This window comes from Bacillus sp. EB106-07-01-XG149 (assembly GCF_058791555.1).
In genome coordinates this window covers 326,772-343,232 of the sequence record NZ_JBYTDP010000002.1, presented here as the reverse complement: position 1 = coordinate 343,232, position 16,461 = coordinate 326,772, and the positions used below count along the sequence as shown (strand labels likewise).

At 34.6% G+C, this 16,461-nt stretch carries 16 protein-coding genes; 10 read left to right on the top strand and 6 right to left on the bottom strand.

What is annotated here, in order from left to right:
- Positions 1-5 precede the first annotated feature (5 nt).
- Positions 6-437, bottom strand: a complete 432-nt coding sequence (locus AC3WTA_RS07725) for a DUF3997 domain-containing protein (protein WP_000758774.1) — start codon at positions 435-437, stop codon at positions 6-8.
- Positions 438-568: 131 nt separating this feature from the next.
- On the opposite strand from AC3WTA_RS07725, the gene AC3WTA_RS07720 reads away from it, so the two are divergent.
- The 3 genes from AC3WTA_RS07720 (at position 569) to AC3WTA_RS07710 (ending at position 1,880) form a co-directional block, all read left to right on the top strand.
- Positions 569-1,024, top strand: a complete 456-nt coding sequence (locus AC3WTA_RS07720; protein ID WP_000769076.1) for an RDD family protein — start codon at positions 569-571, stop codon at positions 1,022-1,024.
- Positions 1,025-1,207: 183 nt separating this feature from the next.
- Positions 1,208-1,306: a hypothetical protein gene (locus AC3WTA_RS07715; RefSeq protein ID WP_000145652.1), complete on the top strand. Its 99-nt coding sequence runs from the start codon at positions 1,208-1,210 to the stop codon at positions 1,304-1,306.
- 64 nt (positions 1,307-1,370) lie between these two features.
- Positions 1,371-1,880 (top strand): SDR family NAD(P)-dependent oxidoreductase, encoded by a 510-nt coding sequence (locus AC3WTA_RS07710; RefSeq protein WP_000218425.1) that lies wholly within the window; start codon positions 1,371-1,373, stop codon positions 1,878-1,880.
- A gap of 66 nt (positions 1,881-1,946) precedes the next feature.
- On the opposite strand, the gene AC3WTA_RS07705 is transcribed toward AC3WTA_RS07710, so the two are convergent.
- The gene (locus tag AC3WTA_RS07705) at positions 1,947-3,047 is read right to left on the bottom strand and encodes an ABC transporter ATP-binding protein (RefSeq protein WP_000818940.1); all 1,101 of its coding nucleotides are present in this window, start codon (positions 3,045-3,047) and stop codon (positions 1,947-1,949) included.
- Positions 3,048-3,309: 262 nt separating this feature from the next.
- Between AC3WTA_RS07705 and malL the strand changes: the two genes are divergently transcribed.
- The gene (gene malL, locus AC3WTA_RS07700; RefSeq protein ID WP_000415186.1) at positions 3,310-4,986 is read left to right on the top strand and encodes an oligo-1,6-glucosidase; all 1,677 of its coding nucleotides are present in this window, start codon (positions 3,310-3,312) and stop codon (positions 4,984-4,986) included.
- 39 nt (positions 4,987-5,025) lie between these two features.
- Here the strand turns inward: malL and AC3WTA_RS07695 are convergent, their stop codons facing one another.
- A complete protein-coding gene (locus tag AC3WTA_RS07695; RefSeq protein ID WP_000910464.1) occupies positions 5,026-6,786 on the bottom strand; it encodes an alpha-glycosidase in 1,761 nt (586 codons plus the stop codon).
- 323 nt (positions 6,787-7,109) lie between these two features.
- Here AC3WTA_RS07695 and AC3WTA_RS07690 point away from each other — a divergent pair, with 323 nt between their 5' ends.
- The 4 genes from AC3WTA_RS07690 (at position 7,110) to malR (ending at position 11,883) form a co-directional block, all read left to right on the top strand.
- Positions 7,110-8,369: an extracellular solute-binding protein gene (locus AC3WTA_RS07690; RefSeq protein ID WP_098828593.1), complete on the top strand. Its 1,260-nt coding sequence runs from the start codon at positions 7,110-7,112 to the stop codon at positions 8,367-8,369.
- Between the two features lie 64 nt (positions 8,370-8,433).
- A complete protein-coding gene (malC, locus tag AC3WTA_RS07685; protein WP_001194989.1) occupies positions 8,434-9,735 on the top strand; it encodes a maltosaccharide ABC transporter permease MalC in 1,302 nt (433 codons plus the stop codon).
- Entirely contained in the window at positions 9,736-10,578 is an 843-nt protein-coding gene (gene malD, locus AC3WTA_RS07680; RefSeq protein WP_001022594.1) for a maltosaccharide ABC transporter permease MalD, read from the top strand.
- A gap of 282 nt (positions 10,579-10,860) precedes the next feature.
- Positions 10,861-11,883: a maltose operon transcriptional repressor MalR gene (gene malR / locus AC3WTA_RS07675; RefSeq protein WP_000219036.1), complete on the top strand. Its 1,023-nt coding sequence runs from the start codon at positions 10,861-10,863 to the stop codon at positions 11,881-11,883.
- 13 nt (positions 11,884-11,896) lie between these two features.
- Here malR and AC3WTA_RS07670 read toward each other — a convergent pair whose 3' ends face one another.
- Entirely contained in the window at positions 11,897-13,060 is a 1,164-nt protein-coding gene (locus AC3WTA_RS07670) for an aminotransferase A (RefSeq protein WP_000434593.1), read from the bottom strand.
- A 123-nt stretch (positions 13,061-13,183) separates the two neighbouring features.
- Positions 13,184-13,384 (bottom strand): hypothetical protein, encoded by a 201-nt coding sequence (locus AC3WTA_RS07665; RefSeq protein WP_000929285.1) that lies wholly within the window; start codon positions 13,382-13,384, stop codon positions 13,184-13,186.
- Between the two features lie 309 nt (positions 13,385-13,693).
- Here AC3WTA_RS07665 and kinB point away from each other — a divergent pair, with 309 nt between their 5' ends.
- Entirely contained in the window at positions 13,694-14,968 is a 1,275-nt protein-coding gene (kinB, locus tag AC3WTA_RS07660) for a sporulation sensor histidine kinase KinB (RefSeq protein WP_000420381.1), read from the top strand.
- Positions 14,969-15,006: 38 nt separating this feature from the next.
- On the opposite strand, the gene AC3WTA_RS07655 is transcribed toward kinB, so the two are convergent.
- Positions 15,007-15,756, bottom strand: a complete 750-nt coding sequence (locus AC3WTA_RS07655) for a DUF3967 domain-containing protein (RefSeq protein WP_000388458.1) — start codon at positions 15,754-15,756, stop codon at positions 15,007-15,009.
- A gap of 237 nt (positions 15,757-15,993) precedes the next feature.
- Between AC3WTA_RS07655 and nucA the strand changes: the two genes are divergently transcribed.
- Positions 15,994-16,428 (top strand): DNA-entry nuclease, encoded by a 435-nt coding sequence (gene nucA, locus AC3WTA_RS07650; RefSeq protein WP_000811502.1) that lies wholly within the window; start codon positions 15,994-15,996, stop codon positions 16,426-16,428.
- The last annotated feature ends 33 nt before the right edge of the window (positions 16,429-16,461 follow it).

Below are 16,461 nucleotides of genomic sequence, written 5' to 3'. Positions count from 1 at the left end.
AAATATTATGCTGACTGTTTTTTCTGTTCTTTTATGTATGAATCTACATTTTGAAAAGGTACCTTAATTTTAAACGCATCTTTTTGTTCATTAAATTGCTTTTCATTATAAGGACCAAAACGTTTATTATGCTTTACGTCAATAATCCAATAATGCTCACTTTTTTTATTTGCAATTGCTCCGTCAGGGTTATTCGGATCTGACTTTTCCTCAATTTGTTTTGCGATAATGTATTTATCATCCCAAGCTATGTCTGTAATTTTTGCAGGAATGTATTGTGTGGCATATACAGCATCTTGCGATGGGAAAAGTTCAAATGCATTTCCAGAAGTACGTATGAGTTCGTATTCATCGTTAATCGTATAAGTTATATGATTTGTATTTCCAGCACAACCGGCTAATAGGAATGCGACGAATAGGATTATCCATTTTTTCAATATGGGAACCTCCTTTACAATGCTGTTGTAACACATTGTACAAGAAAAGTAAGAGAAACGCTAGTTTACAATGTTTTTTAGAAGTGGTACGATGAGACGGGTAAAGAAGGATATGAAGGAGTCGACATAAAATGAAATTAAAGATGCATCGTCCAGCGCTTGTAATGAATCGCATAGGTGCTTCCCTAATTGACATGTTTTTAATCTCGGTTATGTATGGTGCAGTAGTAGCTATTATGACCGGAAATTATAGTGCTATTTTTAATCGCTTTAATATTAGTTTTGGTGATTATAGATATGATCTCGCAGTAGTTTTTATATTAATGGCGATCTATTTTATTTTGGTACCCTTTATTTGGAACGGTGTTACACTTGGTAAAAAGGTAACGAGAATAAAATTAATTTCATTGAAGAGTGAAAAGTTAACATTACAAACATTAATTATACGATTTTTTGTATTGTTATTACCGAACATATTGCTACTTGGAATTCCGATATTATGTAACGTATATATGATGTTATTCCGCAAAGATAATTGTGGTTTTCAAGATTTAATTACAAAAACAAAAGTGATAAGTCTTGTATAATAAAACAGAGACCTTTTTATACATAAAATAAGAAGGTCTTTTTTTTATTATATAAATATATTTTAAAGGATATATAATAAGAAAAAGTTAATCCATATCATTTTTGGTTTTAATAGATTGAAAATTAAGAAAATGTTATAATGATTAAAATAATATCTTATATATATTAAGGGGGAAATTGAAATGACTGGGGGTAGCGTAATATTTTGGGGGATTTTAATTTTCATCGGTTTAGTTTTCGATCAGCGTAATAGTAAGAAAAAAGAAGAAGCGAAAAAGTAATCGCTTACAAATTAATAAGCAACTTTTCTTGCTTGCAGACTAATCTCATAAAGGAGTATACTGAATGACGGTAAGACTTATAGAAGGGGTAATGAAAATGAAGCTTGCAGGAAAAGTTGCTATCGTAACTGGCGGTGGCATCGGTATTGGACGTAATACAGCTCTTTTGTTGGCTAAACAAGGCGCAAAAGTAATTGTGACGGACATTGATCAAGAAAGTGGACAAGCAACAGTCGAGGAAATTACGAATCTAGGCGGAGAAGCACTTTTTGTATCCTATGATATGGGAAAGCAAGGAGATTGGCAACGCGTTATCAGTATTACTTTGAATGCATTTAGTCGCATTGATATGCTTTTTCAAAATGCTGGTTTATATAAAATAGATTCTATTTTTTCTCGCCAACAAGAGAACGATTCCAATGTACTTTGTATTAATGACGTTTGGATAGAGATAAAACAATTAACGTCATCTTTTATGAAACAGCAAGAAGAAGTGGTGCTGAGTGACTTACCGATTTCCGGTATCATTGGCACGAAAGGACAATCATTTCATACAGTAGAAGCCCTCGTATAATAATGAAAACCGCCCTCAAAATATGTGGACGGTTTTTTTGTATGTTATATAGTAGAAAATTACTTTTTAACGAATACGTTGTTCAGTTTGGCTATCAAAGAAATGCGCTTTATTCATATCCAATGCTAATTTAATTTCGTCACCAGGTGAAAATGTATGTCTTGCATCAACACGTGCTGCAAAATCTTGATCTCCAAGTTTCATATATAAAATAGATTCAGCACCTAGTAACTCAGCAACTTCGATTTTTGTTGTGAAGGCAGTAGATTGTGAAGCTTCTAAAAATAAGAGTTCATCATGAATGTCTTCAGGGCGAATGCCTAAAACAATTTCCTTATTTACATAGCCTTGTTCACGTAACATCTTCATTTTTCCTTCAGTTACTTTAATTTTTATTGCATTGTCTATAACGAAATCGGTTTCAGTTAATTTACCACGGAAGAAATTCATCGCTGGAGAGCCAATAAATCCACCAACGAAAATGTTTTCAGGTGTTTCATATACTTCTTTTGGAGTTCCGATTTGTTGAATCTTTCCGTCTTTCATAACAACGAGACGTGAAGCCATTGTCATTGCTTCTGTTTGATCATGTGTTACGTAAATTGTTGTCGTTCCAAGACGGTGGTGTAATTTAGAAATTTCTGAGCGCATTGCAACACGTAATTTAGCGTCTAAGTTGGATAAAGGCTCATCCATTAAGAAAACTTTCGCGTCTCGAACAATTGCTCTACCTAACGCAACACGTTGACGTTGTCCACCAGATAACGCTTTCGGTTTTCTATCTAAATATTGTTCCAGTCCTAAAATTTTTGCTGCATTTTTCACACGACGATCGATTTCATCTTTTGGTATTTTTCTAAGTTTTAATCCAAATGCCATATTATCATACACACTCATATGTGGATATAAAGCATAGTTTTGGAAGACCATTGCGATATCGCGATCTTTTGGAGGGACATCATTCATTAGCTTACCATCAATTGAAAACTCTCCTTTTGAAATATCTTCAAGTCCAGCCACCATTCGTAATGTTGTAGATTTTCCGCATCCAGAAGGACCGACAAATACGATAAACTCTTTATCTTGAATGTGTAAATTAAAATCTGTTACAGCTGTTACGTTATTATCATATATTTTATAAATGTTTTCTAATTTCAATTCTGCCATGGTATTGCCCCCTAGAAAAATTATGCAAACGTTTTCTTTGAGTTCATTATAAACTAATAGATTCAAAAAATAAACAAAAAAATAAAACGTTTTCATTTATTAGAAGAATATTAGTAATTTTCGTATGTTTTCTTAGAAAAATAAGAATAAAAAGTTGTAAGCGCTATTTTAAATTAAGATAGAATCTGTTATCATTCATTAATGAAAACGTTTGCGCCTTAAAAAAGAGAAAATTGAATTATTAATGAAATGGGGTAGCATAATGGAAAAACAGTGGTGGAAAGAAAGTGTAGTATATCAAATTTATCCTCGTAGCTTTATGGATAGTAACGGTGATGGTATTGGGGATCTTCGTGGGATTATTTCAAAGCTAGATTACTTAAAAGAATTAGGGATTGATGTCATTTGGTTATCGCCGGTCTATGAATCTCCAAATGATGATAATGGTTATGATATAAGTGATTATTGTAAAATTATGAATGAGTTCGGAACAATGGAAGATTGGGATGAGCTATTACATGAAATGCATGAACGTAATATGAAACTTATGATGGACTTAGTTGTTAACCATACTTCTGATGAACATAATTGGTTTATTGAATCACGTAAATCAAAAGATAATAAATATAGAGATTACTATATATGGCGTCCTGGAAAAGAAGGGAAAGAGCCGAACAACTGGGGAGCAGCTTTTAGTGGATCCGCATGGAAGTATGATGAAATGACAGATGAATATTATTTACATCTGTTTTCTAAAAAACAGCCGGATTTAAATTGGGATAATGAAAAGGTAAGACAAGATGTTTATGAAATGATGAAGTTTTGGTTAGAAAAAGGAATTGATGGCTTCCGTATGGATGTTATTAATTTTATTTCTAAAGAAGAGGGATTACCAGCTGTTGAAACCGAAGAAGAGGGGTATGTTTCAGGTCATAAGCATTTTATGAACGGTCCAAACATTCATAAATATTTACATGAAATGAATGAAGAAGTATTGTCTCATTATGATATTATGACGGTTGGTGAAATGCCTGGTGTAACGACAGAAGAGGCGAAAATGTATACTGGGGAAGAACGAAAAGAACTGCAGATGGTATTCCAATTTGAACATATGGATTTAGATTCAGGAGAAGGCGGAAAATGGGATGTAAAACCATGCTCACTCCTTACTTTAAAAGAGAATTTAACGAAGTGGCAAAAAGCATTGGAGCATACAGGATGGAATAGCCTATATTGGAATAACCATGATCAGCCTCGCGTTGTATCTCGTTTTGGTAATGATGAAATGTATCGCATTGAATCTGCGAAAATGTTAGCGACGGTACTTCATATGATGAAAGGAACACCGTATATTTATCAAGGAGAAGAAATCGGAATGACGAACGTTCGATTTGAGTCGATTGATGAATATCGAGATATTGAAACATTAAATATGTATAAGGAAAAAGTGATAGAGCGCGGTGAAGATATAGATAAAGTGATGCAATCTATTTATATAAAAGGCCGAGATAATGCTAGAACACCGATGCAGTGGGATGATAAAGATCATGCTGGATTCACAACAGGTGAGCCTTGGATTACGGTAAACCCTAACTACAAAGAAATCAATGTGAAACAAGCGATCCAAAATAAAGATTCAATTTTTTATTACTATAAAAAATTAATTGATCTACGAAAAAACAATGAAATAGTTGTGTACGGATCATATGATTTAATATTAGATAATAATCCTTCTATTTTTGCATACGTAAGAACATATGGAGAAGAAAAACTTCTTGTTATTGCAAACTTTACGGTGGAAGAAAGTGTATTTGAATTGCCTGAGGACGTTATTTATAGTGAATCAGAGTTATTAATACACAATTACGACGTAGAGAGTGGATCGATAGATAACATGACATTACGTCCATATGAAGCGATGGTATTTAAATTAAAATAAAAAAATCCTTATGCCACACCTTGGCATAAGGATTTTTTATTACCATTTTAAGATTGAGAATCCATATGGAGGAAGTGTAACCTGTAATACACTTGCTTCCGCTGAAAATTCTTCGTTTGTATAAATGTTAATGATTTTCTTTCCAGTAACATGGAGAGGGAGTGAAGCTGTAACATCAATATTAGTCGGATTTAAAACGAAAAAGATAGTTTCATCTTCATATGTTTTCGTATAAGAAATATAATTATGTTCATCATTTGCTTCGATGAAATGGAAAGTACCATGTCCTCCAAATGCTTTATATTGCTTTCGTAATGAAATTAATGTTTGTATATGTGTAAATAATAGATGATCTTGTTCTTTCGTATCCCAAACCATACATTTGCGACAATCTGGGTCCATACCGCCGTCCATACCAATTTCGTCTCCATAATAAATACAAGGAGAGCCGATGAAGGAAAGATGGAATACATAAAGTAACTGTAACTTATTTTTATCTCCGTTACATGTTGTCAATATTCTTGGTGTATCATGACTGTCTAATAAATGAAACGCTGCTTCATTTACATTCATAGAGTAGGAATGTAGAGATTCTGTAATTTGTTTCATAAATTCATTTGCTTTAATGGAATCATTAGCAAAGTAAGACAGCAGAGCGTTTGTAACAGGATAGCTCATTACAGCATCAAATTGATCTCCTTGTAGCCATGGAAGTGCATCGTGCCAAATTTCCCCTAAAATATATACTTCAGGATTTAATGCTTTTATCTCGCTTCGGAATTCTCTCCAAAAGCTGTGGTCGACTTCATTTGCTACATCAAGGCGCCAACCGTCTATATTAAATTCTCTTACCCAATAACGCCCAACTTCAAGTAAGTATTCTTTTACATCTGGGTGTGCTGTATTTAATTTAGGCATATACGGTGTAAACGCGAAAGTATCATAATTCGGAAGTGGCTCAGTTATAATTGGAAATTCATGAATATGGAACCACTCTTTATAAGCAGACTTCTCGCCGTTTTCTAGTACGTCTTGGAATTTATCGAAAAAGTATCCACTATGATTAAACACGGCATCGAGCATTATTTTTATACCGTGTGTATGACATGCTTGAACGAGTTCTTTGAACGTTTCTTTCGTCCCGAATTGTGGGTCGATTTCCATGTAGTCAATTGTGTCATATTTATGGTTGGAATGTGCTTTGAAAATAGGTGTGAAGTATATTCCCGAAATTCCAAGCTTAACAAGGTAATCGAGGTTTTGAATAATACCAGCAAAATCTCCGCCGAAAAAATTAGTTGGAGTTGGCTCAGTGCTTCCCCAAGGAAGAGTGTTTTCTGGATTTAGTGCACGATCTCCATTAGCGAACCGTTCTGGGAAAATTTGATACCAAACGGTGTCTTTAATCCAAGAAGGTGCTTGAAATACATCATTTGCATGAATAAATGGCAAACAGAAAAAGTTACCAACGTCATCATTTGGAATATTGGAAAAAAATCCCCGCTCTGCATAAATAAGCGTTTCCGTATCATTTTTTAATTCGAATCCATAACGTAAGCGCTTAAATTTTGGCTCGATGGAAATGGACCAATAATCAAACAATGCAGTAGAACCAGTTTTTTTCATCGGTGTACTTGATGTAATCCATTTCCCGTCTTTCCATTCATAAGGATCACCGTAAATAAGAGTGGCGCTTTGAACATCTTCTCTTTTAGTACGTATTCGGATGTGAACCGTTTTTTCATCGTAAGCGTATGCGTAATTATCTTTTGGCCTATGATAAATGGCTTCTTTAAGCATATAGAAAATCCCCCTTTAATATCTCCATACATATTGTTCCCTTAAGTATAATAATAAAGTATATGTTGCAAACGATTGCTTTTTGCATAGCTTTAATATTGCTTATAAGAGTAGTATTCATTTTATATAAAGTCAATGTATAAGGAGTATAGTAATAATATTTTAAAATTAATATTTGCAAAATGAATAAAAGAATGTATAATGATAGACAAATAGCGCAAACGTTTTCATAGATTGAGATATTGTTTGCGCTTCTATTAAACCATTTAATGCAAACGTTTTCAACTATTAGGGTACATATACAATTTAGGGAGGTTTTTGGGATGAAGAAAGCATTATCATTATTAACGGTTTCGGCATTATCAATTGGTATGTTATCTGCATGTGGACCGAAAGATTCAGGGAAAAAAGAAGAAAGTAAAGCGAAGAAAGATTACGATCTTCTCGTTTGGGAAGATGATAAAAAAGGTATTGGTTTAGAACCAGCAGTGAAAAGTTTTGAGGAAAAATATAAAGTAAAAGTAAAAGTCGTTGAAATGCAAATGACAGATCAAGTGAAGAAGTTACGCCTTGATGGACCAGCGGGGACTGGACCAGATGTTGTAACATTGCCACATGATCAAATTGGAAACGCAGTAACAGAAGGTTTACTTTCTGAAGTGAAAGCTGATGATGCTGTGAAGAGTAGATTTACTGAATCATCAATAGAAGCACAGACATATAACGGAAAATTATATGGTTTACCAAAAGCAATTGAGACACCAGTCTTTATTTACAATAAAAAATTAATGCCAAAAGCACCAGAAACGATGGACGAGCTGTTTAACTTCTCAAAAGAATTTACGAAGGATGGCAAGTATGGATTTTTAACACTAGGAGATAATTTCTACTTTGCTAATGCATTCATGGCAGGTATGGGTGGTTATGTGTTTGGTGAAAAAGATGGAAAGCCAAATGCAAGTGATGTTGGATTAAATAATAGTGGGGCAGTACAAGGTGCTGAATATCTTCAAAAATGGTACAAAGAAAAGTTATTCCCGAAAGGTATTATCGGTGAATCTGGTGGACCTGCTGCTGATGGACTATTTAACGAAGGCAAAGCAGCATCTATCATGAATGGTCCATGGGCGTTCCAAGCAATGGAAAAGAACGGAATTGATTATGGCGTTGCTCCAATGCCGAAATTACCAAACGGTCAACCAATGAAAACATTTGTTGGGGTTAAAGGGTGGCATGTAACAAGCTTCTCTAAACAAAATGATTTAGCTACAAAGTTCACTGAATGGGTAACGAATGAAGAAAACGCAAAAATTCGATTTGAGAAAACAAAAGAAATTCCTCCAGTAAAAGCAGTAATGGAAGATCCAATTATTAAAGATAATGAAGCTGCAAAAGCAGTTGCAACACAATCTGAAAATGGAATTCCAATGCCGAACATTCCAGAAATGCAAGAAGTATGGAAACCAGCTGGAGATGCGCTTCAATTAGTTGTTACGGAAAAAGAGGCACCAAAAGCAGCACTTGACAATGCAGTGAAGCAAATTAAAGGTAATATTGAGGCAAATCATAGTAAGAAAAAATAAGGTGAAATTCGTGCCTCTCATATGAGGGGCACGAATTCTCTCCCAGAAAAAAGGGGGAAGGAACATGCAAACATCTATGGAACCAGCAAATGGTTTAAACGGTTCAAAGCATAGGAAAATGGCAACCATGTTATCTATCATTCCAGGCGTGGGCCAAATGTATAATAAGCAATTTGTAAAAGGTCTTATTTTTCTAGTATTAACAGGTTCATTTATTGTAGCCTTTGCTGATTTATTAAATATGGGATTATGGGGAATTGTAACGCTTGGTACAGAAGTTCCACGTGATCATTCTGTCTTTCTATTAGTAGAAGGAATCTTGGCACTCATCGTCATCGTTTTTGGACTCGGAATATATGCATTTAATTTATATGATGCATACCAAAACGGGAAGAAACGTGATATAGGAACACCATTAAACTCTGTAAAAGAGCAATACCGTAATTTACTAGATCAAGGTTTTCCATATTTAATGGTTTCACCAGGTTTTCTATTACTTATCTTTGTCGTTGTATTTCCAATCATCTTCGTAATTTTAATTGGATTTACGAATTATGATTTATACCACTCTCCTCCAGCTAAATTAGTAGATTGGGTGGGCTTCAAAAACTTTATTGATATCTTTACATTACCGATGTGGAGAGAGACGTTTTTAAGCGTATTTTCTTGGACTGTCATTTGGACATTCGTTGCAACGACATTACAAGTTGCGCTTGGTATTTTCTTAGCGATTATCGTAAATCAGCCTGGTATTAAAGGGAAGGCAATTATTCGAACAATCTTCATTTTACCGTGGGCGGTCCCAGCATTCGTATCTATTCTTGTTTTCTCTGGTATGTTTAATGAAACATTTGGAGCAATTAACAATCAAGTATTGGCGTTATTCGGAATCGAAAAGATTGCTTGGATGACAGATCCATTTTGGGCAAAAATCGCTTTAATTATGATTCAAACGTGGCTTGGATTCCCGTTCGTCTTTGCAATGACAACAGGTATACTGCAATCGATTCCAGGGGAGTTATATGAAGCTGCTACAGTAGATGGAGCTACAGCTTGGCAACAGTTTCGTAAAATTACATTGCCACTTGTTCTATATGCAACAGCACCAATATTAATTACGCAATATACGTTTAACTTTAATAACTTTAGTATCATCTATTTATTTAACGGCGGAGGTCCTGCTGTAGCTGGACAAGACGCAGGTGGAACGGATATTTTAATTTCATGGATTTATAAGTTAACGATGACTTCGGCGCAGTACGGGAAAGCAGCAGCTCTTACAATGATATTATCGTTAATCGTTATTACAGTTGCGTTATGGCAATTTAAGAGAACAAAATCATTCCAAGAAGAGGATATGATGTAAATGAATATTAAAAGACAAAAGATGTTACGTCTCTCATTAAGTTATTTTGTTATTTTCGTAATGTGTGCCATCATTTTCTATCCATTATTATGGATTATTGGCTCATCGTTTAATCCAGGTGATAGTTTATCTGGATCAAGTATTATTCCGCAAAATGCAACGTTAGATCATTATCGTAAGTTATTAGATTTAGAGAATAGTAATTATTTACTATGGTATAAAAACACGTTAAAAGTAAGTGTTATAACGATGATTTTCTCAGTGTTAGCAATTAGTTTTACTGCTTATGCATTTTCGAGATACCGTTTTGTTGGAAGGAAAAATGGTTTATTAACGTTTTTAATTCTGCAAATGATTCCGAACTTTGCGGCGCTAATCGCTCTATACGTATTAGCACAGTTAACAGGGTTAATCGATACGCACCTTGCATTAATTTTAATTTATGTAGGCGGGGCAATTCCAATGAATACATGGCTTATGAAAGGATATTTTGATACGATTCCGAAAGAATTGGATGAGTCAGCTCGTATGGATGGGGCAGGACATTTCCGTATTTTTTGGCAAATCATTATGCCACTTGCAAAGCCAATCGTAGCGGTTGTGGCATTATTCACTTTCATTGGCCCATTTACAGATTTCATTTTAGCGAGTGTTATTTTGCGCACACCAGAAAATTATACGTTAGCAGTTGGGTTATATGAAATGGTAGCGAAGAAATTTGGTAATGAATTTACAACGTTCGCAGCGGGTTCTGTATTGATTGCAATCCCAATTTCAATTTTATTCCTATCACTACAAAAATACTTTATCTCTGGTTTAACTGCTGGAGGTACGAAAGGATGAAAAATGGGACGTTACGTCCCATTTTTCTTTTCATCTCCCTATAAAAAATTTTATAGGGAGATGAAAAGAGATTTGACATCACATATGCAAAGAAGTGAAATAAATAGTATATTATAGTATAGGAAAAAAGAGCTATATCCCTTACAATACATGGAGAGGGAGAATATGATAGGTATTACAAGATAGAATCAATGAAAGTTTATGACTTCTCCTATTACTTGCAACGGGTGCAAGATTAAAATATATAACAAAATGGCAGAGAAGTGAGAGGAGGGGATTTTTATGACAGTTACAATTAAAGATGTGGCGAAGAAGGCAAATGTAGCACCATCTACCGTTTCTCGTGTAATTGCTGATAATCCAAGTATAAGTGAAAAAACAAAGCGTCGTGTTCGGAAAGTAATGAGTGAACTAGGGTATCATCCCAATTTAAACGCAAGAAATCTGGCTAACCAAACAACAAAAACACTTGGTCTTGTTATGCCAAGTTCTGCAAGTAAAGCTTTTCAAAATCCGTTTTTCCCAGAAGTTATAAGAGGGATTAGTTCATTTGCACATGTGGAAGGGTATGCGCTTTATATGTCGACAGGTGAAACGGAAGATGAAATTTTTAATGGTGTTGTAAAGATGGTACAGGGGCGCCAAATTGGTGGCATTATTCTTTTATATTCAAGAGAGAATGATCGGATTATTCAATATTTGCATAAACAAAATTTCCCGTTTGTTTTAATTGGGAAACCGTATGATCGAAAAGATGAAATTACATATGTAGATAATGATAATTATACAGCTGCAAGAGAAGTAGCAGAATATTTGATTTCATTAGGTCATAAACAAATCGCGTTCATCGGCGGCGGATCAGATTTACTTGTAACGAGAGATCGTTTGGCTGGTATGAGTGATGCTTTAAAATTAGCGGACATTGTATTACCAAAAGAGTATATTTTACATTTTGATTTTTCGAGGGAAAGTGGTCAACAAGCCGTTGAGGAGTTAATGGGACTACAGCAACCACCGACAGCAATTGTGGCAACGGATGATTTAATTGGACTTGGTGTGTTAAGTGCTCTTTCTAAAAAAGGATTCGTTGTACCAAAGGATGTTTCCATTATAAGCTTTAACAATGCTTTATTATCAGAAATTGCGAGTCCGCCACTTTCGACAGTTGATGTGAATATTTATCAACTAGGATATGAGGCAGCAAAAGCTTTAGTGGATAAAGTAGAGAATGCGGAGTCTACTGCAAAGTGTATTATTATTCCTCATAAATTACTAAAGCGCCAAACTTGCGATCATTATGCATAAAAAAGCTAAGAGTTTAACTCTTAGCTTTTTGTTGTAGAAAGGCCTCTAATCGATCACAGCCTTCTTTTAAAGTTTCAATACTATACGCATAGGACAAGCGAAGATAGCCTTCACCATATTCAGAAAATGCAGTTCCAGGAACGACAGCTAGTCCAGCTTCTTTGACAAGGTCAAGTGCAAAATCAAATGATGAAGATGTTAAATGACCAACATATGGGAATAAGTAAAATGCACCTGTGGGCTTTTCAACTGTTAAGCCCATTTGAATGAGTCTATTATATACGTAATCACGACGTTTTTTGTATTGATGACGCATCATTTTTGGTGCATCTTTAGCAGCTGTTAATGCTTCAATTGCAGCATATTGAGCGATTGAAGTAGCACACGTTACGTTGTATTGATGAACTTTTAGTATATGTCCTGCTAAATAGCTTGGTGCGAATAATAGACCGATACGCCAGCCAGTCATAGAATGAGATTTTGATAAACCGTTAATGACGATAGTCTTTTCACGCATTTCTGGGAAATGAGCGATAGATGTATGCTTTTGTTCATATACAAGTTCGCTATATATTTCATCAGAAAGGACGAAAATATTTTTATCTTTTAAAACAGTTACAATATCCTGTAATTCTTCTTTTGATAAAGTTACACCAGTTGGATTAGAAGGATACGGCAGTACGACGCATCTTGTTTTTTCTGTAATGGCATTTTCTAGCGCTTTGGCTGTTAAACGGAAGCCAGTTTCACGAACATCGATAAAAATAGGTGTAGCACCGCATAATCGAATAATTGGTTCGTATCCTGGGTAAATAGGGGCAGGTAAAATAACTTCTGTTCCTGGCTCTAAAATCGTTCGGAATGCAATATCAATTGCTTCACTGGCACCGATTGTAACGATGGTTTCTTTTTCAGGTGAATACTGTAAATCGTAGTTATCTTTTACAAAGTTACAAGCTGCCTTGCGTAATTCTAGTAAACCGGCGTTATGTGTATAGCTTGTATAATTTTCTGTAATAGCCCGTTTTGCCGCTTCTTTTACGAGAGAAGGCGTAGGGAAATCGGGTTGTCCAATTGTTAAAGAGATAAGATTATCATAGTTTTGAATCATGTTAGAGAATTGACGGATTCCAGAAATTTGGATGTCCTTCACTCTAGGGTTAATGAATTGTTCCATTGTATCTCCCTTTCTTCCGTTTGAAAATTAAGTTCATTTTAACATATTTTCTATGATTTCGCTTGCGTATATGTTATGTAGAAAGAGAGGGATAATAGAAAAAAAGCCGCTGTAAGCGACTTTTTAATATCCGTACTCCCAATCTATTTCATCTTCATTCCAAAGTACAGAGGATACTTTGCCAAGGTGAACAACTGATTCATTCACAGCACATGTGCAATTTTCTTCTCCGGTTTTATGCTGTAACTCTTCATATACTGATTTTTCAACATTTTCTAGAACGACCAAATTTTCTTCTTTTAAAACAAGCGTAGTACCTGCCATATTTATCTTCCTCCTACTAAAATAATGATCACTTATTTGTAAACATAGATAGTATGGATTATATGCTGTATTTTGCTATAGTTGTCCGTCTCATGAAGTATTTTTTATTTTCTTTGTAATCCGTATTCATTGTATACTGTCCGACGGAAATTTGGTACAGGGTTTACATTCATTTCGAAAATCTGTAACAATTATTATGTGTTGTTAACAAAGAATTAACAAATATGTTAAGAAAAATCAAAATTTTAAAACAAATAAACCCGTAAAATGATATAATCATATCAAAATACATATAGGGGATGAGAGGCTATGGAGCTGATCCGTGATTTAATGATCCAAATTGCCATCATTATTTTGCCACTATTTTTATATGAAGCGATTCGTTTAAATCGTTATCAAGAAATGCCTCCGAAGCCGAACCGCTACTTTATTATGTTTTTATCCAGCATTACACTCGTTCTCTCCATGACATACTCTATTTGTTTTGGTGACATTTGTGGGTATAACTTTCACCCAATCCCGATTGTTAGTGGTTTTTTATATGGTGGGATTGTTGGTTTAATCCCGGCCGTTATTTTTGTTGCATATGAATGGGCGCTAAAGGGAATGAGCCTTCTTCCAGTCATAGAAGTAATATTTCTATTGATAGTTCCATTATTTTTATCAAAGAAATGGTCTCTATTTTCAAGGGATAAGAAGCTAATTTTAGCATTTATGATTTCATCACTATACGTACTTGTTTCTTTAGTGATTGGCATGATTAACGTTCTGTTAGAAACGGGGTTTACACCACATATTTCACACTTATATAGCGGATATATATTTGCTTCGCTTATTATGGTTATGACTATGGTATTTCAAGTGTACTTAACAGAATATTTAAATGAAAATGCAATATTACGTACAGAGATGCAAAAGTCAGAAAAGCTTAATATTGTAAGTGAGTTGGCAGCAAGTGTTGCACATGAGGTTCGAAATCCACTCACTGTTGTTCGTGGTTTTATTCAATTGTTAGAAAGTACGGAAGATGTGAAAAATAAGGATTATATGCGTCTCGTATTAGCCGAATTGGATCGGGCAGAACAAATTATTTCAGATTATTTGAATTTAGCAAGGCCACAAATTGAGAAAAAAGAACACATTTGCTTATCCGCTCAATTAATAGAAATGACAACTCTTATGTCATCATTTGCAGCGATGCAAGGTGTATATTTGCAAGTTGAGATTTCTGAAAGTCTTTATACGATCGGTGATAAGACGAAATTGAAGCAAGCTATTATGAATGTTGTTAAAAATGGTATTGAAGCAATCCAAGGAAATAAAGGATATTTAAAAGTAACGGCTATGCAAAAAGATGAAACGATAGTAATAAGAGTTAAAGATAGTGGTGTTGGAATGACGAAAGAACAGTTAGTAAGACTGGGACAACCGTATTATTCTTTAAAAGAAAAAGGGACAGGATTAGGGCTTATGGTAACATTTAGTATTTTACAAGCGCATAATGGTACGCTGGAATATAAAAGCGAAAGTGGGAAAGGAACTGAAGCGATTATTATATTGCCAGCTGTAAGAAATAAGGAATAAAAGTTACCGATGGAAGGTAACTTTTTATTTTATATTGTTTATTCATTTGTTTTTTCTTGTTTTGCTCGGCTAAATAAACTTTTAAATGATTGCAAGAATCCTTGCTCTTTTGAAGCAGCAACCATTCTTTTTGTTTCTTGAATTTCGCGAATCACTTGCATAAGTTGTGCATCACGGTTGCTATCTTTATTATAAATTTGATTTACGAGTTTATTCATTTTTTCTTCTTGCTTAGATTCTCGTTTATACATATGATTCATTAATAAGTCCATCTTTTCTTTTTGCAGGGCATCTGTTTGAGCGGCATGATCCACTAACTCTTGTAGCATTTTTTCTTGAGAGCCTTCTTTTACATAAACTTGTTGCATTAATTCATCTAGCTTTTCATCTTTTAAACGATTTTGGGTAATAAGGGTAGAATTTTGATGAATAATTGCTTCATTTAATTGGGCGAGCATTTCAAGTTTTAACATGAACTCCTCAAAGTTACGCCCATCTTCTTTTTCTTTCGGTTGTATTTCTTGCGTATCTTGTATAACTGGTACAGGCGGGGCCTCTTTTTCTTTTAAGATAATAGGTATCGTTTCTGAAATATCTTCTTGCAGTGTAGCAGCTCTTTCATGTATAGATTTCAATAGTTTTAAATCATCCAGTTTATAAATACGAGCATCAGCTGTTTTGGAAATGATATAACCATGATCCTCTAACAGTTGACTATATTTGCGAACTATATGTTTTGGGATGCCTGTTTTATTCGTGACATCTTTCGTTTTATAGGTAGCTTCCATAATATTTCCTCCCCAAAAAGTATCGTATATATCATTTCAATCTTTTATGAGGACTTCCTTTGAAAAAGAATGTCGGAAGGTTATTAGTTTTCTACAGCATTAGTGAAAAGATGAAGGAAAATGAGAGTTTTTTGGCGGAATGGCGAAGAAGAGCTAAAATAATGTCTGAAAACATATACAGGAGAAGTTTGTTATAATAACGGAGGAAAAGAAACTGGTAGAATTATGGAGGTATACATGAAGCAATTAAAAGGTATTATCATTTCAATTATTGCAATTCTTTCTATTGTAGTAGCGGTGTATGAAGTACTTGTTCCAGAAGAAACAAGTATCAAAAAAACAAATGCGTATGATCAAGTTCTAGAATTTCCGAAAGAGCGATATCCAGAGACAGGGAAACATATTACCGATGCTATAAAAGAAGGGCATTCAGAAGTTTGTACAATCGACCGTGGTGGCGCTGCGGATAGAAGAAAATTATCGTTAGCTCCATACCCATCAAAAAAAGGGTATGATCGTGATGAATGGCCAATGGCGATGTGTAAAGAAGGCGGAAAAGGAGCGCATATTGAATATATAAGTCCAGCCGATAATCGTGGGGCAGGGTCTTGGGTAGGAAATAAGTTAGATAAATACCCAGATGGTACACGTGTGAAATTTGACGTAAAGTAGTAGTTGCATATTTCATAATGAAGGAGAAGTGAC